Raw genomic sequence first — 19,528 nt, 5'->3', positions numbered from 1 at the left:
GGGTATTGGAAGAAAATGTCTAGTTCACCCAATCTCTACTTGCTTATCGCGCTGGCTCCGCTGGTCGGCGCGATTCTCGCCGGCCTCTTTGGCACGGGCTTTCTCGGTCGTCCGATCGGCCGCCGCGGCGCGCACTGCATCACGATTCTCGGCGTGCTGATCTCCGCGATCGGCTCGGTCGTGGTCCTGGGCGATGTGCTCAACGGCCTGCGCTTCGACGGTTCCGTCTACACCTGGACCCTGATCGGCCAGACCAAGCTCGAAATCGGCTTCCTGATCGATCCGCTGTCGGCCATGATGATGGTCGTGGTCACGTCGGTCTCGCTGATGGTGCACATCTACACCATCGGCTACATGGCCGACGATCCCGGTTATCAGCGCTTCTTCTCGTACATCTCGCTGTTCACCTTCTCGATGTTGATGCTGGTCATGTCCAACAACATGGTTCAGCTCTTCTTCGGCTGGGAAGCCGTGGGCCTGGTGTCGTATCTGCTGATCGGTTTCTGGTACACCCGTCCGACCGCGATCTTCGCCAACATGAAGGCGTTCCTGATCAACCGTGTCGGTGACTTCGGTTTCGTGCTCGGTATCGGTCTGCTGTTCGCCTACGCCGGCACCATGCACTACGGTGAAGTGTTCGAGCAGGCCGACAAGCTGGCCGCCATGACGCTGCCCGGCAGCGACTGGATGCTCCTGACCGTCGCGTGTATCTGCCTGTTCATCGGCGCCATGGGCAAATCGGCCCAGGTCCCGCTGCACGCCTGGCTGCCCGACTCGATGGAAGGCCCGACCCCGATCTCCGCACTGATCCACGCCGCCACCATGGTGACGGCCGGCATCTTCATGGTCGCGCGTTTCTCGCCGCTGTTCGAGCTGTCCGACGTCGCGCTGTCCTTCATCATCGTGATCGGTGCCATCGGCGCGCTGTTCCTCGGCATCCTGGGCATCATCCAGAACGACATCAAGCGCGTGGTGGCCTACTCTACGCTGTCGCAGCTGGGCTACATGACGGTCGCGCTGGGCGCTTCGGCGTACTCGGTCGCCATCTTCCACCTGATGACGCACGCGTTCTTCAAGGCGCTGCTGTTCCTGGGTGCGGGCTCGGTCATCATCGGCATGCACCACGACCAGGACATCCGCAACATGGGCGGCCTGCGCAAGTACATGCCCATCACCTGGATCACGTTCCTGATCGGTACGCTGGCCCTGGTCGGCACGCCGTTCTTCTCGGGCTTCTACTCGAAAGAAAACATCATCGAAGCCGCTGGCGCGGCCAACGTGTGGGGCGCTTCGTTCGCCTACTACGCGGTGCTGATCGGTGTGTTCGTGACCTCGCTGTACTCGTTCCGCGTGTACTTCCTGGTCTTCCACGGCAAGGAACGTTACCCCGAGCACGGCCATGGCCACGGTCACGACGACCATGCCCATGACGCGCACGGCCATGACGCGCACGGCCACGACGACCACGGCCACGGCCATCACGGCGGCAAGCCGCACGAGTCGCCCTGGGTCGTCACGCTGCCGCTGGTTCTGCTGGCCATTCCGTCGGTCGTGATCGGCGCGTGGGTGGTGGATCCGATGCTGTTCGGCAAGTTCTTCGAGGGCGTGATCACCGTGCTGCCGCAGCACCCGGCCATGGCCGAGCGTGCCGAGCACTGGCACGGCTGGGTGGCCTACGGCATGCATGCGTTCCAGACCCTGCCGTTCTGGCTGGTGGTCGCGGGCGCCGTCATCGCCTGGTACTGCTACCTGATCAATCCCAAGGTGCCTGCCGCGATCCAGAAGAGCCTGTCGGGCGTCAACAAGGTGCTCGAGAACAAGTACTTCGTCGACTGGGTCAACGAGCAGATCATCGCTCGCGGCGCGCGTTGCCTGGGCCGTGGCCTGTGGCAAACCGGTGACCGCGGCCTGATCGACGGCGTGCTGGTCAACGGCAGTGCCCGCGTGGTGGGCTGGGTGGCTGCGATCAGCCGTCACCTGCAGTCCGGCTACATCTATCACTACGCGTTCGCGATGATCATCGGCATCATGGCGCTGGTTACTTTCTTTGTGCTGATTCCCCAATGATGGCAAGCGAGATGGCATCCAACACTTTTCCCTGGCTCACGCTTGCGATCTTCGTTCCGATCGTATTCGGCCTGCTGGTGCTGGCGCTGGGCCGTGACGACCGTCCCGGCCTGACGCGCGGGCTGTCGCTGATCGGTTCGATCGCGGGCTTCCTGGTCACCATTCCGGTCTACACCGGCTTCGACAAAACCACCGCCGCGATGCAGTTCGTCGAGAAGGCGTCCTGGATCGAAGCCTTCAACGTCAACTACCACCTCGGTGTCGACGGCATTTCCGTGTGGTTCGTGCTGCTCACGGCCTTCATCACCATCATCGTGGTGGTGGCGGGTTGGGAGGTCATCACGAGCCGCGTGTCGCAGTACATGGCCGCCTTCCTGATCCTGTCGGGTCTGATGGTCGGCGTGTTCGCGGCCCTCGACGGCATGCTGTTCTACGTGTTCTTCGAAGCGACCCTGATCCCGATGTACATCATCGTGGGTGTCTGGGGCGGTCCGAATCGCGTGTACGCGGCGTTCAAGTTCTTCCTCTACACCCTGATGGGCTCGCTGCTCACGCTGGTGGCCTTTATCTATCTCTGGAACGTCTCGGGTGGTTCGTTCGACATCCTGACCTGGCACCAGACCAAGATCGGCTATACCCCGCAGATCCTGATCTTCCTGGCGTTGCTGGCGGCGTTCGCCGTCAAGGTGCCGATGTGGCCGGTCCACACCTGGCTGCCCGACGCCCACGTCGAGGCGCCCACGGGCGGTTCGGTGGTGCTGGCCGCGATCATGCTGAAGCTGGGCGCCTACGGCTTCCTGCGCTTCTCGCTGCCGATCACGCCCGATGCCTCGCACGCGCTGGCTGGCCTGATGATCACGCTGTCGCTGATCGCGGTGATCTACATCGGTCTGGTCGCGATCGTCCAGGAAGACATGAAGAAGCTGGTGGCGTATTCGTCGGTGGCTCACATGGGCTTCGTCACGCTGGGCTTCTTCATCTTCAACACGGCCGGCGTCGAAGGCGCCATCGTGCAGATGGTGTCGCACGGCTTCGTGTCGGGCGCGATGTTCCTGTGTATCGGTGTGCTCTACGACCGCATGCACTCGCGCCAGATCGCCGATTACGGTGGTGTGATCAACGTCATGCCGCGTTTCGCGACGTTCTTCGTGCTGTTCTCGATGGCCAACAGCGGCCTGCCGGCCACCAGCGGCTTCGTGGGCGAGTTCATGGTCATCATGGGCGCCGTCGAACACAATTTCTGGGTGGGCCTGCTGGCCGCCACCGCCCTGATCCTGGGTGCGTCGTACTCGCTCTGGATGGTCAAGCGTGTCGTCTTCGGCGACATCACCAACGACCACGTGCGTGAGCTCACCGACCTCAACCGCCGCGAGTTCCTGCTTCTCGGCATCATGGCGATCGCCGTGTTGTACATGGGGATCTATCCCAAGCCCTTTACCGACGTGATGCACGTGTCGGTCGAGGCCCTGCTGCAACACGTTGCCGTCTCGAAACTGTAAGACTAGACAATGATGCAATCCCACCTCGATTTTGCTCTGGCTGCACCAGAGATCCTGTTGCTGGTCTTGGGGCTGTTCGTCCTGCTCGTCGACGCGTTCAGCAAGCATCCCCAGCGCATGACCACGTTCGTCCTGACGCTGCTTTCGCTGGCAGCGCTCACGGTGGTGTCGGCCATGCAGTGGGCCGATGGCGTGACCGGTACCACCTTCCATGGCATGTACGTCACCGATTCGTTCTCGCATCTGCTGAAGATCGTGTCCTACATCGCCGTGGCCGTCACGCTGGTCTATGGCCGCGTCTACGCGCAAGACCGTGAAATGCTGCGTGGCGGCGAGCTGTACGTGCTCACGCTGTTCGCGCTGCTGGGTCAGATGGTGATGATCTCGTCGGGCAACCTGATCTCGATCTACCTCGGTCTCGAGCTCATGTCGCTGGCCCTGTACGCGCTGATCGCGCTGCGTCGCGACGACGCCGTCGCCACCGAGTCCGCCATGAAGTACTTCGTGCTGGGCGCGCTGGCTTCGGGCTTCCTGCTCTATGGCATGTCCATGGTCTACGGCGCCACCGGCCACCTCGGCATCGCCGAGATCGCCGACGTGATCGCCGCGGGCAAGGCACAGCAGCTGGCCCTGGTGTTCGGCATCGTGTTCCTGGTGTCGGGCCTGGCGTTCAAGCTCGGCGCCGTGCCGTTCCACATGTGGGTCCCCGACGTGTATCAGGGTTCGCCGACGGCCGTCACGCTGATCCTGGGCGGCGCGCCCAAGCTTGCCGCCTTCGCCATGACCATGCGTCTGCTGGTCGACGGCATGCAGGGCCTGGCCGCCGACTGGCAGCCGATGCTGATGATCCTGGCCGTGCTGTCGCTGGCCATCGGCAACCTGACCGCCATCGTCCAGACCAACTTCAAGCGCATGCTCGCCTACTCGACGATCTCGCACATGGGCTTCGTGCTCCTGGCGCTGTCGGCGGGCGTAGTCGAAGGCAAGCCCGACGCGTGGGCCGCGGCCTACAGCGCCTCGCTGTTCTACATGATCACGTACGTCCTCACGACGCTCGGCAGCTTCGGCATCATCCTGCTGCTGGCGCGCCAGGGCTTCGAGTGCGAACAGATCGACGACCTGAAGGGCCTGAACCGCCGCAGCCCCTGGCATGCCGCGATCGTGCTGCTGCTGATGTTCTCGCTGGCCGGTCTGCCGCCGCTGGTGGGCTTCTATGCCAAGCTGGCCGTGCTGCAGGCAGTGGTCGAAGCGGGTCATGTGGCCCTGGCCGTGGTCGCGGTGCTGTTCTCGCTGATCGGCGCCTTCTACTACCTGCGTGTCGTCAAGGTCGTGTACTTCGACGAACCGGTGGGCGAGCCCGCGCCGCTGCGGGCAGATGCCGCCCAACGCGGTCTGCTGTCGGTCAACGGCGCCCTGATCCTGATCCTGGGCATCCTGCCCGGCGGTCTGATGGCCCTGTGTCTGCAGGCCATCCAGGGCACGTTCGGTAATTAAAGGACCGGGCTGTGAATCAGACCCTGGCAGTCTGGCTGCTCATCGCGCTGGCCCTGGTCAGCGCGAATCTGCCCTTCCTGACCGAACGGGTGTTCGCGGTGTCGCCCTGGAAGCAGGGCGGGGCCGTGGCGGCCAAGCCGTTCTGGCTGCGCCTGGTCGAGGTGTTCGTCTACTACCTCATCGTCGGCGCGATCGGCCGGGCCTTCGAAGTCACGCTGGGCAATCCGTTCTCCCAGGCCTGGGAGTTCTACGCGATCACCCTGGCGCTGTACCTGGTGCTGGGGTACCCCGGCTTCGTGTACCGCTACCTGTATCGCCGGCCCGCCCGCGCCTGAGCCTGCCCCATGAAAAAAGCCTCCCTCGGGAGGCTTTTTTCATGGGCTTGTGATCGGGCGCGCGGCCCGCGGATCCGATCGGGCGGGCCGGCGGCTCAGGCTTCGAACCAGTTCAGAATGCCGTCCAGGCCGCTCACGTTGAGCGCATAGCGCGTCTGCTCGCGCACGATAGGCTTGGCGTGGTAGGCCACCGGGAAGCCCGCGTGCGACAGCATGGGCAGGTCATTGGCGCCGTCGCCCATCGCGATGATCTGGTCCTGGCTCGCGCCGTGCTCCCGGGCGAAGGCCTGCAGATGGCGCGCCTTGGCCGCGCCGTCGACGATATCGCCCAGCACCGAGCCGGTCAGCAGCCCCGCGCCGTCGACTTCGAGCGTGTTCGCGTAGGCGCGATCCAGGCCCAGGCGTGCCTTGAGCTTCTCGGTGAAGAAGGTGAACCCGCCCGAGACCAGCAGCGTCTTGATGCCGGCCGCCTGGACCGAGCTCAGCATGCGCTCGGCGCCGGGGTTGAGCTGGAGTTTTTCGTCGTAGACCCGCTGCAGCGTGCTGGCCGGCACGCCCTTGAGCAGGGCCACCCGGCGCCGCAGGCTCTCGGAGAAGTCCTTGATTTCGCCCCGCATGGCGGCCTCGGTGATCTGGGCCACCTTGTCGCCCAGGCCGGCGGTCGCGGCGATCTCGTCGATGCACTCGATATTGATGAGCGTCGAGTCCATGTCCATCGCCAGCACCTTGCACTGGCCCAGCTTCAGGCCCGGCGCGACGAAGGCCGCGTCCACGCCGTGACGATCGGCCCAATCGCGCACCTCGGCGCGCGTCGCGTCGTCGGACTCGACCTGGAGCAGCCGCGCGGCCGTCGTGCTGATGCGGGCGATGCCTTGCGCGCTCGCCAGCGCGGCGAGCTGTTCGGCGTGGCCCACGGTGAGCGCCGGCGATTGAATGATGAGATTCTGGGTCATGGGATCGGGGGGTTAGGCCAGCGAGCGCAGCACGGCACGCACGGCGTCGGCGCGCGCATTGACCTGCGGCGCCTTGATTTCGATACGCAGCCGGTCTTGGCCGGACAGCTTGATATGGCGTTGCTTCTGGACCAGCTCGATGATGCGCAGCGGGTCGACCGAGGTCTTGGGCCCGAACTGCAGCAGCGCCTGCGACTCGCTCGCATCGATCTTGACGATGCCCAGCGGTTGGGCGGCCAGGCGCAGGCGATGCGTCATCAGCAGCGTCTGCGCGGCTTCGGGCAGCTTGCCGAAACGATCGATGAGCTCTTCCTGGATCTGGATCAGATCGTCTTCGTCGGCGGCATGCGCGAGGCGCTTGTAGATGGCGAGGCGGCCGTGCACATCCGGGCAGTAGTCGGAGGGCAGCAGGGCGGGGGCATGCAGGTTCACCTCGCAGGCGAGGTTGAACGGCGCATCGAGATCGGGCTCTTCGCCCGCCTTCAGCGCCCGCACCGCCTCGTTGAGCATCTCGTTGTACATCGAGAAGCCCACTTCCTGGATGTTGCCCGACTGCGAATCGCCCAGGATCTCGCCGGTGCCGCGGATCTCGAGATCGTGCATGGCCAGATAGAAACCCGAGCCCAGCTCCTCCATGGCCTGGATGGCTTCGAGGCGCTTCTTGGCATTGCTTGTGATCGCGTCTTCGCCGGGCGTGAGCAGATAGGCGTAGGCCTGATGATGCGAGCGACCGACCCGGCCGCGCAACTGGTGCAGCTGCGCCAGCCCGAAACGATCGGCGCGGTGGATCACGATCGTGTTGGCCGACGGCACGTCGATGCCGGTCTCGATGATGGTGGTGCACAGCAGGACGTTGTAGCGCTGCTGGTAGAAGCCCTTCATGACCTGTTCGAGCTCGCGCTCGGCCATCTGGCCGTGCGCCACGCCGATGCGGGCTTCCGGCACCAGCTCCTCGAGGCGGGCGCGCCGGTTGTGGATCGTCTCGACCTCGTTGTGCAGGAAGTAGGCCTGGCCGCCGCGCTTGAGCTCGCGCAGCAGCGCTTCGCGGATCGTGCTGCCGTCTTCGCGGCGCACGAAGGTCTTGATGGCCAGGCGCTTCTGCGGCGCGGTGGCGATCACCGAAAAATCGCGGATCCCTTCGAGCGACATGCCCAGCGTGCGCGGGATCGGCGTGGCAGTGAGCGTGAGGACGTCGACCTCGGCGCGCAGGGCCTTGAGCGACTCTTTCTGGCGCACGCCGAAACGGTGCTCTTCGTCGATGATGACCAGGCCCAGACGCTTGAAGCGCACGTCTTTGGACAGGATCTTGTGCGTGCCGATGACGATGTCGACCCGGCCGTCGTTGATGCCTTCGATCGCGCTCGCCACCTCTTTGGCGGAACGGAAACGCGAGAGCTCGACGACTCGCACGGGCCAGTCGGCAAAGCGGTCGCTGAACGTCTGCGCGTGCTGCTCCGCCAGCAGGGTGGTGGGGCAGAGCAGGGCGACCTGCTTGCCGTTGGCCACCGCCAGGAAGGCGGCGCGCAGGGCCACCTCGGTCTTGCCGAAGCCCACGTCGCCACACACCAGCCGATCCATCGGCTGGCCCGAGGTCATGTCCAGGATGACGGCCTGGATGGCGGCGGACTGGTCGGGCGTCTCTTCGAAGCCGAAGCCTTCGGCGAAGGCCTCGTAGTCGTTGAGCGGCAGCTTGAATTGATAGCCTTCGCGCGCGGCGCGCTGGGCATAGAGGGCGAGCAGTTCGGCGGCGGTGTCGCGCACCTGCTTGGCCGCCTTGCGGCGCGCCTTGTCCCACTGGCCCGAACCCAGGCTGTGCAGCGGCGCGGCCTCGGGGTCGGCGCCGCTGTAGCGCGCGATCACGTGCAACTGCGACACCGGTACGTAAAGGGTGCTGCCATTGGCGTACTCGAGATGCAGGAACTCCATCTCGCCTTCGCCCATGTCCATGTTGACCAGGCCGTGGTAGCGGCCGATGCCATGCTGGGCGTGGACCACGGGGTCGCCGGCGCGCAGCTCGGCGAGGTCGCGCACCATCGCTTCGACGTTGCTGGTGCGCTCCTGGGCGCGCTTGCCGCCGCGGCGGGCGGGCGAATTGCCGGGGTAGAGGTCGTTCTCGGTCAGGAACACCAGGCCGCACTGCGGCAGGCCGAAGCCCGTGGACAGCGGCGCGACGGCCAGGCCGAAGTGGCCTTCGTCACGCAGAAAGCCCTGGATGTCGTCGGTCTGCACATTGACCGCAACGCCTTGCTCCGCGAGCATCTGGCTGAGCGTCTCGCGCCGGCCCGCCGAATCGGCGCACAGCAGCACGCGGGCGTCGGTGCGGCCGATCAGCGTGCGCAGCTTGGCGACCGGGTCGTCGGCGCGGCGCGCCACGGCCACATCGGGCGCCGCGATGAAATCGGGATGCGGGCGCTCGCTGGTCAGGGCCAGCCGGGCAAACTGGCGAAACCCGGCGTACATGCCTTCGCCATCGAGAAAGAGCGCTTCGGGCGGCAACACAGGCCGCTCGCGATCGCTCTTCAGGAAGTTATGGCGGCTGGCGGTGTCGTGGGCGAAGCGCTGCATCGCGTCGTCGATGTCGCCTACCGTGACCGTGATGGTGTCTTCGGCGAGGTAGTCGAACAGCGTGGCGGTCTGCTCGAAAAACAGCGGCAGGTAGTATTCGACCCCGGCGAAGGCGATGCCGTTGCCGATGTCCTTGTAGGGCAGGGCGCGCGAGGGATCACCCTCGAACACCTCGCGGAAGCGGGCCCGGAAATGATTGCGCGCCGCTTCGTCCATCGGGAATTCGCGGCCCGGCAGCAACTGCACCTGGCCCACCGGATACAGGCTGCGCTGCGTGTCGACGTCGAACGCGCGGATCGATTCGATCTCGTTGTCGAACAGGTCGATGCGGTAGGGCACCACCGAGCCCATCGGGAACAGGTCGATCAGACCGCCGCGCAGGCAGAACTCGCCCGGCGCCGTCACCTGTGTCACGTGGTTGTAGTTCGCCAGCGTGAGCTGGGCGCGCAGCGCCTGTTCGTCGAGCCTGTCGCGCTGCTTGAACGAAAACGTATACGCGGCCAGAAACGAGGGCGGCGCGAGCCGGTACAGGGCCGTCGTGATCGGCACCGTCAGGATGTCGACCTCGTGCAGCATCAGGGCGTGCAGCGTGTGCAGGCGCTCGGAGATCAGGTCCTGGTGCGGCGAGAACGCGTCGTAGGGCAGAGTTTCCCAGTCGGGCAACTGCCTCACGCGCAGATCGGGCGCGAATTGCGGGATTTCGTCGGTCAGGCGCTGGGCCTCGAGCGGCTCGGCCGTGAACACGACCAGCGGGCGGCGCGCCGCCCGCGCCAGATCGGCCAGCAGCCAGCCATCGCCCGAGCCCGGTGGGCGCGGTTGCGCATAGCGCGTGCCGGTTTTGAGCGCGGCCAGGGTGGCGGCGGTGGACGGGAGGTGCGGCGCCACGGCGGCGGGAGAGGAAGATTCAGCCATCAGGGCGAAGATTATAAAATCTCTTGACCATGTCTGAACCCCTATCGTCCGCGCTGTGCGCAAATGACCCTCTGATTGCCCTCGTGCCGGCCGCCGGCGTGGGCAGCCGCGCCGCCTCAGACGGCGCCGGGGTCCCCAAACAATACCGCGCTTTGCGCGGCGAGCCCATGCTGCGCCATGCCGTCCGGGCGCTCCTGGCCGATCCGCGGATCACCCGCGTATTGGTCGCGGTGAGCGCCACCGACGACTGGGCCGGCGCGGCGCTGCACGGCTTGCCCCGCACCGCCTGGCAGCCCTGCGGCGGCGCCACCCGGGCCGATACCGTGGCCCAGTCGCTCGACGTGCTGCGGGCCGAAGGCGTTCCGGACAGCGCCTGGGTGCTGGTGCACGACGCGGCGCGGCCGGGCTTGCCCGCGGCGGCGCTGGGCCGGCTCATCGACGCCTGCCTGCCTCACCCCACGGGCGGCCTGCTCGCGCAGCCGGTGCCCGACACCGTCAAGCAGGCAGCAAGCGGCGATCCCGCCGCGGTGGCACGCACGATCGATCGCAATGGCCTCTGGCTTGCCCAGACGCCCCAGATGTTCCGCCTGGGTATGCTGAGCGCCGCGCTGGCGCAGGCGCGCACCCAGGCGATCGCCGTGACCGACGAGGCCAGCGCGGTGGAGGGCACCGGCCTCGCGCCCCTGCTGGTGCCGGGCTCGGCGCGCAATTTCAAGGTCACCTGGCCTGAAGATTTCGAGTTGATGGAAAAATGGCTATGAATATTCCCTTTCGCGTCGGTCAAGGCTTCGACGTCCACGCACTCGTCGAAGGGCGCCCGCTCATCATCGGCGGCGTCACGATCCCTCACTCCCACGGCCTGCAAGGCCATTCCGACGCCGATGTCCTGCTGCACGCGATCACCGACGCGGTGCTGGGCGCGGCGGGTCTGGGCGACATCGGCCGGCACTTCCCCGATACCGACCCTGCCTTCAAGGGCGCCGACAGCCGGGTGCTGCTGCGCGAAGCGATGGCGCGCGTGAGCGAGGCGGGATGGCAGGTGGTCAACGTCGACGCGACCGTCCATGCGCAGGCACCCAAGATCGGTCCGCACGCGCCCGGCATGATGGCCAATGTGGCGGCCGACCTCGGCCTGTCTCCGGACGCCGTGAACATCAAGGCCAAGACCAACGAGCATCTCGGCTATCTCGGCCGTAAAGAAGGTATTGCGGCCACCGTGGTGGCCCTGATCGCGCGCCGCGATTGAGCGGGTCGGATACGGGGATGACGGTCCTGGCGGTGTCATGAACACCCGGTAGCATCGCTTGCCGTTGTGTTCAGCCTCAAGTCCGGAGCCGTCATCCATGTCCCGAGTGCCGCCGTATTCCCGCCGCGATGTCCTGAAGTTTCTGGGCAGCGCGCCGCTGTTGCCGCTGACGGGCGGCCTGGGCGCGGGCATGATGCGCTCCGCCCCGGCGCACGCACGCGCCGGGCAGCCCGCGCGGGTGTCGTTCACCGGGATGCCGGCCCCCGGGCTCGACGACCCCGCCGCGATGGCGCGCACTACGGTCGGGTCGCGCATGGTGCTGCAGTATCCCGATGGCCGCGAAGAATCGGTGGCGCTGGCCTATCACCCCTTTTTCATGACCGGTGACGCCGTGCCGGACGGGCAGGGCGGTACCGTGCTCGCGGGCGGTTATCTCGATATCCATGGCGAGCCCATCGTGGATCGCTCCGTGCCGGGCCGCGAGCGGCAGTATTTCTCGGATTGCCCCGATGGCATGTCGCTGCTCGCGCTGCCCGAGGCACGTGTGCCCGGCGTGCGCGGCAACCCGGTCTTTGCCGTGGTCCAGTTCGAGTACACCACCTGGGACCAGGCGGGCGCGGAGATGTACGCCAGGCTGCCGTCGCCCATTGCGGTACTTACGCTCGATCAGGATCCGGCAACCGGCCACCTGCGCCTGGTGCAGTATCGCGCCGTCGATACCGCGTCTGTCCAGGGGCTGTGGATCACCTGCGGCGCCAGTCTTTCGCCCTGGAACACGCACCTGTCGAGCGAAGAATACGAGCCGGACGCCATCTCGCCCAAGCCCAAGGACGCGGCGCGCTTCCGGGCGTTCAGCCGCAACCTCTACGGTGACGAAAACACGGCCCGGCCCTATCACTACGGACACCTGCCCGAAGTGGTGGTCCAGCCCGACGGCTCCGGCGTCATCAAGAAGCACTACTGCCTGGGCCGGATTTCGCACGAGCTCATTCAGGTGATGCCCGATCGCCGCACGGCCTTGATGGGCGACGATGCGACCCATGGCGGTCTGTTCATGTTCGTGGCCGATCGTGCCGAGGATCTGTCCGCGGGCACGCTCTACGTGGCGCGCTGGCACCAGCAGTCGGGCACGGGCCCGGGCGCGGCCAGTCTGAGCTGGGTTCGCCTCGGGCACGCCACGAGCGACGAGATCCGCGGCCTGGCCGACCGTCTGCAGGGCGACGACATCATGGAGGTACACGAGACCGATCCGGGACAGCCCGGCTACACCCGCATCCCGTTTTCGGGTCGGCACAACTGGGTGAGGATCAAGCCCGGCATGGAGCAGGCCGCGGCATTTCTCGAAACGCATCGCTACGCCGCGCTGGCGGGCGGCAGCATGGGCTTCACCAAGATGGAGGGCACCACGGTCAATGTGCGGGATCGGGTGGCCTATTCCGCCATGTCACGGATCGAAGGCTCCATGCTCGACGGCTCCGGAGGCATCGCGGTGCAGGGTCCGAAGGCGGGGGCGGTCTATGCGCTCAATCTGCGGGGCGGCCAGAAGGACAGCGAGGGCCGCGCGATCGAGAGCGACTGGGTGGCGATCGATATGGCCGCGCCGCCCGCGCTGGTGGGGGCCGACCTGCCGCAACCGGACGCCCTGGGCAATGTCCACGATGCCGACCGGATCTCGAACCCCGACAACATCAAGTTTTCCGAGACACTGCGCACCCTGTTCATCGGCGAGGACAGCGGCGGCCACGTCAACAACTTCCTGTGGGCCTACAACGTCGATAGCGGCAAACTTGCCCGCGTGTTGTCCTGTCCGGTCGCGGCCGAGTCGACCGGTCTGCAGGCGGTCGACGAACTCAATGGCTGGACCTACATCACCAGCAACTTTCAGCACGCCGGCGATTGGAATGCGTTGCACGACAAGGTGCGCCCGGCCACCGAGCCCCTGGTTCGCGCGAACTTCCGCGACCGTCACGGCGCCACCGTGGGCTATCTGACCGGCGTCAGGATCTGAGCGATTGCGCGCGGCCCGGGGGCTGAGGCCGCGTGGGGATCGGGAAGCGTCGCATGCCGCCGGCCAGCCGACGCGCGATTGGACTGGGGTGGCGCGCCGTCGCCTGAGAGTTTTCGACAGATTCTGGTGCCACCCAGGCAAATAGCATTCGCTTGTTTGCCGGCTGGAATGACCACAACGCTGCGCGCGAACCGACCCGCCGCCGAATCAATCTCGGACAGGCGCTTGGGGTCGATCTCATCCCTCCGGGTGTCGCGCGATCGGCTTCGGAGCGGTTCAGTCACGATCAGGTCGTCCGGCCCGCTGCGCAGCCCGGTTCGTCCGCCTCGATCCCACGTCTCAGGCCTTCCGCATGTCCACTCTCCCCGTTCTTGCACATCGTTCCCTCACCGCCTTCGAGCCAGACGCGTCGCGCGGCGCGCCGATGGGGCTGCGGCAACACGCCCGCACCGCGGATGGCCGCGATGCCCTCGGCGCCGAGCCTGGTGCCGAGCCCGGTGCCGAGGCGGGCACTCACGCGGGCTCTTGCGATGTTCAGTGTCTGAGCATGCCTTCGGCACCGGGCGTGCGAGTGTGCCTGCTGGCCACCGGGGTAGAGCGTCAGCAACGACTGCTGGCGCCGCTGCTCGCCGCCGGATTGGGGTGCGAACCTTCCGATGGCGGGCTCGTGGGCGTGCATGCGGTATCCACGCCGGCCGAGATTCAGGCCTTTACAGAGGCGCTGGTGTCGGCACGCTTCGATGTGCTCCTGATCGACGGCGAGCTTCCCGCCCCGCGCGTCGCCGCGGTGCTGCACGCCTTGCAGGTGAACCAGCCGCGTGAGCTCACCGTGATGATGATTCTGCCCGGCGAGTGGCCTTCCGCGCAGATCGCGCGCCTGTTGCAGGCGGGCGCCGACGACTACGTGTCCTGGCCCGCGGCGCCGGTTCTGTTGCGGGCCAAGTTCGATTCGATCCTGCGCCGGTCCCAGCGCCAGACGGCGATGCGCGCGTGCGAGGTACACGGCGAGTACAGCTTCGACCTGGCGCTCAACGAAGTGTCGGTGCAGCGCCTGCGGGTCCACCTCACGCCCAAGGAGTTCAAGGTCGCGCTGCTGCTGTTTCGCCATCACGCGCAGCCGCTCTCGCGCGAGTTCCTGCGCCGGCACGTCTGGTCCGACGAAGGCACCCCCAGCCCCCGCACCATCGATACCCACGTCAGTGTGGTGCGCAGCAAACTGCAGCTTCGCCCCGAAAACGGCTACCGGCTCAAGACCGTGTACGGCTTCGGCTACCGGCTCGAGCGCGTGTCCGCCGCCGAGCGCCAGGCGCTCGCGCGCGAGATGCCTGCGGCGCGGCTGGCCCAGGCCTAGTCGCGTTCGCCCCTCAGCAAGACATCCCCGCAAACAAAACACCGGCCCTGGGGCCGGTGTCGGTCTTGCTGTCGTGCTCCCGTCGGCTGCGATACCCGGCGGGTCGGGCAGGGCTTACTTGCCTTGCGCCTTCAGCGCTTGCGCGGCGGCATTGACGACCGCCGCGATGCGGCCGGCGTCGCGCAGTTGCTCCGTCGACAGGCCATCCTTCTTCAGGTTTTCGTAGTGCGACTGCACGCAGAAATGGCACTTGCCGATGATGGAGGCGGTCAGCGCGAACAGCTCGAAGCGCTTCTTGTCGACGCCGCCGTGGGTGGCGTAGGCATTCATGCGCAACTGGGCCGGCAGGCTCTTGAGCTGAGCGTCACCGGTCATTTCCACGTAGGGATACCAGGTGTTGTTCATGCCCATGAGCGCGGCGGCCGTCAGCGCGGCGTTCGCGTCGCCCTCGGAGAGGGCGCCCTTGAAGGCGTCGACCAGGAACGGGCTGCCTGCCGCGAAGGCGGCCGACAGCGCCGCGCCCAACGCGTCTTCTTGCGACAGGGTCGAGCGGGCAATGACGCTGTCCAGATTCAGGCGGATGTCCTTGGCCCAATCCGGCAGTTGTTCCTTGATGGTAGAAAGGAATTCCATAGTTTTTACCTATAGTCTGGAGCAGGAAAAGCCCGGACAAGCCGGGCCGAAGAATTACAGCGTGGCGCCGCCAACCGTACGGTTGCACGGGCACAGCTCATCGGTCTGCAGACCGTCGAGCAGGCGCAGGACTTCTTCCGGGTTACGACCGACGTTCAGGTTGTTCACCGAAACGTGCTGGATCGTGTTGTCGGGGTCGATGATGAAGGTGGCGCGCAGAGCCACGCCAGCACCCTTTTCACGGACGCCGAGTTGGTCGATCAGGGCACCGGTCGTGTCGCCGAACTGGTAGTGAGCCAGCTTGGAGAGATCGGGGTGCTCACGGCGCCAAGCCAGCTTGACGAATTCGTTGTCGCTCGAACCGCCCAGCAGGACGGCGTCGCGGTCTTCGAAGTCCTTGGAGAGCTTGTTGAAGCCGACGATTTCGGTCGGGCAGACGAACGTGAAGTCCTTCGGGTAGAAGTAGATCACCTTCCACTTGCCGGGGAACGAGCTTTCGGTGATGTCTTCAAACGCCGAAACGCCGTTCTCTTCGTGCTGGTTGAAGCCGGGCTTGACGCCAGCAACCTTGAAAGGCTCGAGTTTGTCGCCAACAGTTTTCATGTGTTACTCCCAGTAAGTTGTTGGTAGGGGTCGGCCGAGGGGCCCAAACCCTGGATTTTACGCTATTGATTATCGCTGTCTAATTGATAATTCCTAAACTTGGCTTTGGGTAACTCTATCCTGGCGACCAGGCCGCCGCCGGCTCGCGGCAGCATTTTGAGTGACCCGCCGGCATGCTTCAGGAGTCGTTCGACAATGGCCAGGCCCAGTCCGGCACCACTCACGCCGGTGCGCGCCGCCTCGCCGCGCGAGAAGGGCCGCAGCAGGCGCTCGACCTCTTCGGGCGCGATGCCCGGGCCGCGGTCGGCCACCTCGATGGCCAGCGTATTGCCCTCGGATTGCACCGTCATGACCAGATGGGCGAGCCCGTCCGTCGAGCGGCCGTAGCGGCGGGCGTTTTCGATCAGGTTGCTGACGATGCGCTTGAGATCCAGCGCGGTGATGCGCGCGCGCAGGCCCGGCTCGATCGAGGCCTCGAGCTCGCCGCCGAGCGTGGCAGTGTGACTGCGTTCGCGTTCGTAGAGTTCCGCCAGCACCGACGAGATGTCGGTGGCGAGCTGGGGCAGAGTGCCCGCCGGACGCGCGTATTCCATCAGCTGACCGATGCTGTGATCGATCTGGCCGAGGTCTTCGTCGATGGCCTGGCGCGCATCTTCCGAGACGCCGCTCATCTCGATCTCGAGGCGCATGCGCGCCAGCGGCGTACGCAGATCATGCGAAATGCCCGCCAGCATCAGCTCGCGGTCGGCCTCGGCCTGCCGCAGGTCTTTGGCCATGCGATTGAACGAGGCGTTGAGGTCCCGGATCTCGAGCGGTCCCTGTTCGGGCAGCGGCGCCGGTGTCTCGCCGCGCGACAGGACCTGCGCGGCGCGTGCCAGCCTGGACAGCGGCCGGTTGACGAAGCCCACGCTCACGGCAGCGCCCACCAACGACAACAGGAGCGCGGTCGCTCCCCATCCTAACCACTCGATGCCACCGGTCAGCCCGATCTGTTCGCGTTCGAATACCAGCCAGTAGAGATCCTGGTCGATCTGGAAACTCACCCAGAAGCCCGGTACCTGGTTGACCCCCCACGCGATCTGCGTTTCAGGACCGAAGCGCGTACGGATGTGCTGAGCCACCCGCTGCCAATAATCGTCATTGGGCAGGGCTTCGGAGAAGTCGGTGACCTCGCGGGGATAGACCTGAATCCCCTCGTTGGTCGCAAGATCGAGCAGCAGCTTGCTGCGTTCGTCGGTCTGGGAGTAGACCAGGGCCGTCCGCGTGATATTGACGGCCGTGATCACCCGCTGCGCCATTTGATTGGCGCGCGGGCCCAGCTCCATGCTGAAGAACACCTGCAGCCACGCTCCCAGGCTGACGAGCATGAGCGCCGCCAGCAAAAGGAAGGTGCGCCCGAACAAGCCGAGGCGCAACCGTGATGTCAGGGTTTTCAGAATCCTGCGCAAACGGGGCACGAGGCTGCGCTCCTGCCCGGGTCGGGGCGAATAATCAACTGCCGCCATCTGGAACAAACACGTATCCCAGACCCCAGACGGTTTGGATGAAGACAGGCTTCGACGGGTTCGGCTCGATCAGCTTGCGCAGGCGCGAGATCTGCACGTCCAGACTGCGGTCGAAGGCTTCGTATTCGCGGCCGCGGGCGAGCTCCATGAGCTTGTCGCGCGACAGCGGAATCTTGGGATGCCGGGCAAACACCTTGAGCACCGAGAACTCGCCGGTCGTGATGGGCACTTGCTCGCCGTTGCGGGTGAGGGTGCGGGTCGACAGGTTGAGCACATACGGACCGAAGGCGATCGATTCGTTTTCCTGGCTGGGCGCGCCCGGGTGCTCTTCGGTGCCGCGGCGGCGCAGGATCGCATTGATGCGGGCCAGCAGTTCGCGCGGGTTGAAGGGTTTGGACAGGTAGTCGTCGGCGCCCATTTCGAGGCCCACGATACGGTCGATTTCTTCCGCCTTCGCCGTGAGCATGATGATGGGCGTGTTGTCGTGGCCGCCGCGCAGACGGCGGCAGATCGACAGGCCATCCTCGCCCGGCAGCATCAAGTCTAGAACGAGCAGGTCGAAATGCTCGCGTTGCCAGAGTTTGCCCATTTCCTTGGCATCCTCGGCGACGAAGACATTGAAGCCTTGCTCCGACAGGTAGCGTCGCAGCAGATCGCGCAGGCGCGGATCATCATCTACGACCAGGATCTTGCGGGTGGGAGTGGTGTTTTGCGTATTCATGGCCGGAAATGTAACAGTGACAAGAACGCGGGGCTAGAGGCTGTTCACAAGATATTACACATTGCACTGACCGGTAGAAATCCTCCTTACATACGAGGGCCCTATGGCTGATTCCGTACAATCTAGGGCATGGAAATTAACTTGCTGGCCTTTGAAACATCTTCCTCCCGTTGCGGCGTCGCGCTGCTGACGCGCCGGGCGGGGAGCACCGCGATCGCCGTGCGTGAGCACGAGGGGTCGCAGGAGCACGCGGAACGCATGCTGCCCCTGGCGCACGAGCTGCTCCAGGAGGCGGGTTTGACCCCGGCCGACCTCGACGCCGTGGCTTTCGGACAGGGCCCCGGCGGCTTCACGGGACTGCGGGTCGCGTGCGGCGTGGCGCAGGGCATTGCGATGGGCCTGGATCTGCCCGTCGTGCCCGTGGTGTCGCATCTGGCGGTGGCCCAGGCCACCCATGTATTGCCGGGTCAGATCGTGGTCGTGGCACTGGATGCTCGCATGGAAGAGGTTTATCTGGCGGCCTACCGGCGCCTGCCGGCGCCGCAGATGGGCACGCAGGACCCCGCGCGCGCCGCGGGCTGGGAAGTGCTGCACGCCCCCATGCTGATCGCCGCGGGCGACGTGGTGGCTTGGGCGCGCCATCATTTGCCCGCCGAAGGCCGGATCGTGGCCGCGGGCGACGCCTGGGATGCCTATGCCGCCGCGATGTCCGTGCCCGCGGGCTGGCAGCGCAGCGCCGAGACCCGGCCGCAGGCACGGGCGCTGGCACGTCTGGCCGAACTGGCGCTCGACCAGGGCCTGAGCCTGCCGCCGGAACTCGCCGCGCCGCTCTATGTGCGCGACAAGGTTGCCTTCACGACCGCCGAGCGCCAGCGCGGCGAGGGCGGCAACCCCCGCGCCCAGCCGCAGGCCGGCGCGGCCCCCTTGCGGCTCGCGCCCATGCGCCCGGCCGATCTGGACCGCGTGGCCGCGCTCGAGGCGCAGGTGCAGGCCTTTCCCTGGACGCGCGGCAATTTTTCCGATGCGCTGCTGTCGGGCTACGCGAGCTGCGTGGCCTGGCGTGGCGAGTCGCTGGCCGGCTTCTGCCTGCTGATGATGGCGCCGGATGTGTCGCATCTGCTCGTGATCGCCGTGGAGCGCGACCTGCATCGCCAGGGCGTGGGCAGCCAGTTGCTGCAGTGGTGCGAGGCACAGTCGCGCGCCGCCAAGGTCGACGGCATTCTGCTCGAAGTCCGGCCGTCCAATCCCGGTGCGGTCGCGTTTTACGAACGTCATGGCTTTCTGCGCATCGGCGTGCGCAAGGATTACTATCCCGCGGGTCAAGGACAGCGTGAGGATGCGTGGGTGATGCAGAAGTCCCTGAAGGAGTCCGCGGCATGACGGAGTCGAGCGCCGCAGCGTCGGGTGTCGGCACGTCGGGCGTCGGTACGCCGGGCGTCGCCACGCCGGTACGCCTGCGCGTCAATCCGCTGCAGCGCCTGTGGCTGCGCGAGATCGGCATCGAGAAGACCTGGCTGCGCGCGCCCGCCGCTGGGCGCACCGCTGCGCACGCCGCCGCCTCCGGCGCCACGCCCGAGCCGGCCGTCGCGCGCCAGGGGGCGCCCGCGGCCGTCCGCCCGCCGGCGAGCGTTAAAGA

15 protein-coding genes and 1 pseudogene are annotated in these 19,528 nt (G+C 66.2%); 10 read left to right on the top strand and 6 right to left on the bottom strand.

Annotated elements, in window-relative coordinates:
- Positions 1 to 15 precede the first annotated feature (15 nt).
- Genes nuoL through CAL25_RS08840 form a run of 4 tightly spaced genes read left to right on the top strand, consistent with a single transcriptional unit; the run spans position 16 to position 5,395 of the window.
- Positions 16 to 2,067 carry an NADH-quinone oxidoreductase subunit L gene (nuoL, locus tag CAL25_RS08855; protein WP_094799613.1) on the top strand — a complete coding sequence of 684 codons (2,052 nt, stop codon included), beginning with the start codon at positions 16 to 18 and terminating at the stop codon, positions 2,065 to 2,067.
- Complete coding sequence (locus CAL25_RS08850; protein WP_094799612.1) at positions 2,064 to 3,566, top strand: NADH-quinone oxidoreductase subunit M; 1,503 nt, start codon at positions 2,064 to 2,066, stop codon at positions 3,564 to 3,566. Before nuoL ends, CAL25_RS08850 begins: the two co-directional genes overlap by 4 nt.
- A 9-nt stretch (positions 3,567 to 3,575) precedes the next feature.
- Positions 3,576 to 5,060 carry an NADH-quinone oxidoreductase subunit NuoN gene (gene nuoN / locus CAL25_RS08845; protein ID WP_094799611.1) on the top strand — a complete coding sequence of 495 codons (1,485 nt, stop codon included), beginning with the start codon at positions 3,576 to 3,578 and terminating at the stop codon, positions 5,058 to 5,060.
- A gap of 11 nt (positions 5,061 to 5,071) precedes the next feature.
- Positions 5,072 to 5,395 carry a DUF2818 family protein gene (locus CAL25_RS08840; protein WP_094799610.1) on the top strand — a complete coding sequence of 108 codons (324 nt, stop codon included), beginning with the start codon at positions 5,072 to 5,074 and terminating at the stop codon, positions 5,393 to 5,395.
- Between the two features lie 95 nt (positions 5,396 to 5,490).
- Here CAL25_RS08840 and serB read toward each other — a convergent pair whose 3' ends face one another.
- Positions 5,491 to 6,348 (bottom strand): phosphoserine phosphatase SerB, encoded by an 858-nt coding sequence (serB, locus tag CAL25_RS08835; protein ID WP_094799609.1) that lies wholly within the window; start codon positions 6,346 to 6,348, stop codon positions 5,491 to 5,493.
- 12 nt (positions 6,349 to 6,360) lie between these two features.
- Positions 6,361 to 9,825 (bottom strand): transcription-repair coupling factor, encoded by a 3,465-nt coding sequence (mfd, locus tag CAL25_RS08830; protein WP_094799608.1) that lies wholly within the window; start codon positions 9,823 to 9,825, stop codon positions 6,361 to 6,363.
- Between the two features lie 29 nt (positions 9,826 to 9,854).
- On the opposite strand from mfd, the gene ispD reads away from it, so the two are divergent.
- From ispD to CAL25_RS08810, 4 genes are all read left to right on the top strand, one after another.
- Entirely contained in the window at positions 9,855 to 10,586 is a 732-nt protein-coding gene (gene ispD, locus CAL25_RS08825) for a 2-C-methyl-D-erythritol 4-phosphate cytidylyltransferase (protein WP_094800180.1), read from the top strand.
- The gene (ispF, locus tag CAL25_RS08820; protein WP_094799607.1) at positions 10,583 to 11,071 is read left to right on the top strand and encodes a 2-C-methyl-D-erythritol 2,4-cyclodiphosphate synthase; all 489 of its coding nucleotides are present in this window, start codon (positions 10,583 to 10,585) and stop codon (positions 11,069 to 11,071) included. Before ispD ends, ispF begins: the two co-directional genes overlap by 4 nt.
- 97 nt (positions 11,072 to 11,168) lie before the next feature.
- Complete coding sequence (locus CAL25_RS08815; protein WP_094799606.1) at positions 11,169 to 13,079, top strand: PhoX family protein; 1,911 nt, start codon at positions 11,169 to 11,171, stop codon at positions 13,077 to 13,079.
- Between the two features lie 352 nt (positions 13,080 to 13,431).
- The gene (locus tag CAL25_RS08810) at positions 13,432 to 14,430 is read left to right on the top strand and encodes a winged helix-turn-helix transcriptional regulator (protein WP_094799605.1); all 999 of its coding nucleotides are present in this window, start codon (positions 13,432 to 13,434) and stop codon (positions 14,428 to 14,430) included.
- A gap of 114 nt (positions 14,431 to 14,544) precedes the next feature.
- Here CAL25_RS08810 and CAL25_RS08805 read toward each other — a convergent pair whose 3' ends face one another.
- The 4 genes from CAL25_RS08805 to risA all read right to left on the bottom strand — a co-directional run bounded on the left by CAL25_RS08805 (position 14,545) and on the right by risA (position 17,892).
- Positions 14,545 to 15,063, bottom strand: coding sequence for a carboxymuconolactone decarboxylase family protein (locus CAL25_RS08805; protein WP_094799604.1), 519 nt, complete (start codon positions 15,061 to 15,063; stop codon positions 14,545 to 14,547).
- 54 nt (positions 15,064 to 15,117) lie between these two features.
- Complete coding sequence (locus CAL25_RS08800; protein ID WP_094799603.1) at positions 15,118 to 15,666, bottom strand: peroxiredoxin; 549 nt, start codon at positions 15,664 to 15,666, stop codon at positions 15,118 to 15,120.
- 62 nt (positions 15,667 to 15,728) lie between these two features.
- The gene (risS, locus tag CAL25_RS08795) at positions 15,729 to 17,123 is read right to left on the bottom strand and encodes a sensor histidine kinase RisS (RefSeq protein ID WP_432759233.1); all 1,395 of its coding nucleotides are present in this window, start codon (positions 17,121 to 17,123) and stop codon (positions 15,729 to 15,731) included.
- Positions 17,124 to 17,157: 34 nt separating this feature from the next.
- Positions 17,158 to 17,892: a response regulator transcription factor RisA gene (gene risA, locus CAL25_RS08790; RefSeq protein WP_003813882.1), complete on the bottom strand. Its 735-nt coding sequence runs from the start codon at positions 17,890 to 17,892 to the stop codon at positions 17,158 to 17,160.
- 129 nt (positions 17,893 to 18,021) lie between these two features.
- Between risA and tsaB the strand changes: the two genes are divergently transcribed.
- Positions 18,022 to 19,272, top strand: a complete 1,251-nt coding sequence (gene tsaB, locus CAL25_RS08785) for a tRNA (adenosine(37)-N6)-threonylcarbamoyltransferase complex dimerization subunit type 1 TsaB (RefSeq protein WP_094799601.1) — start codon at positions 18,022 to 18,024, stop codon at positions 19,270 to 19,272.
- Positions 19,269 to 19,528, top strand: a pseudogene (locus tag CAL25_RS24010) (hypothetical protein); the annotation flags it as partial. The gene tsaB and the pseudogene CAL25_RS24010, both read left to right, overlap by 4 nt.

Origin of the sequence: Bordetella genomosp. 5 (genome assembly GCF_002261315.1) — a bacterium.
Classification (GTDB): Bacteria; Pseudomonadota; Gammaproteobacteria; order Burkholderiales; family Burkholderiaceae_B; genus Bordetella.
Note: the sequence above shows the minus strand (reverse complement) of the source record. Positions and strands in the feature narration are given on the sequence as shown.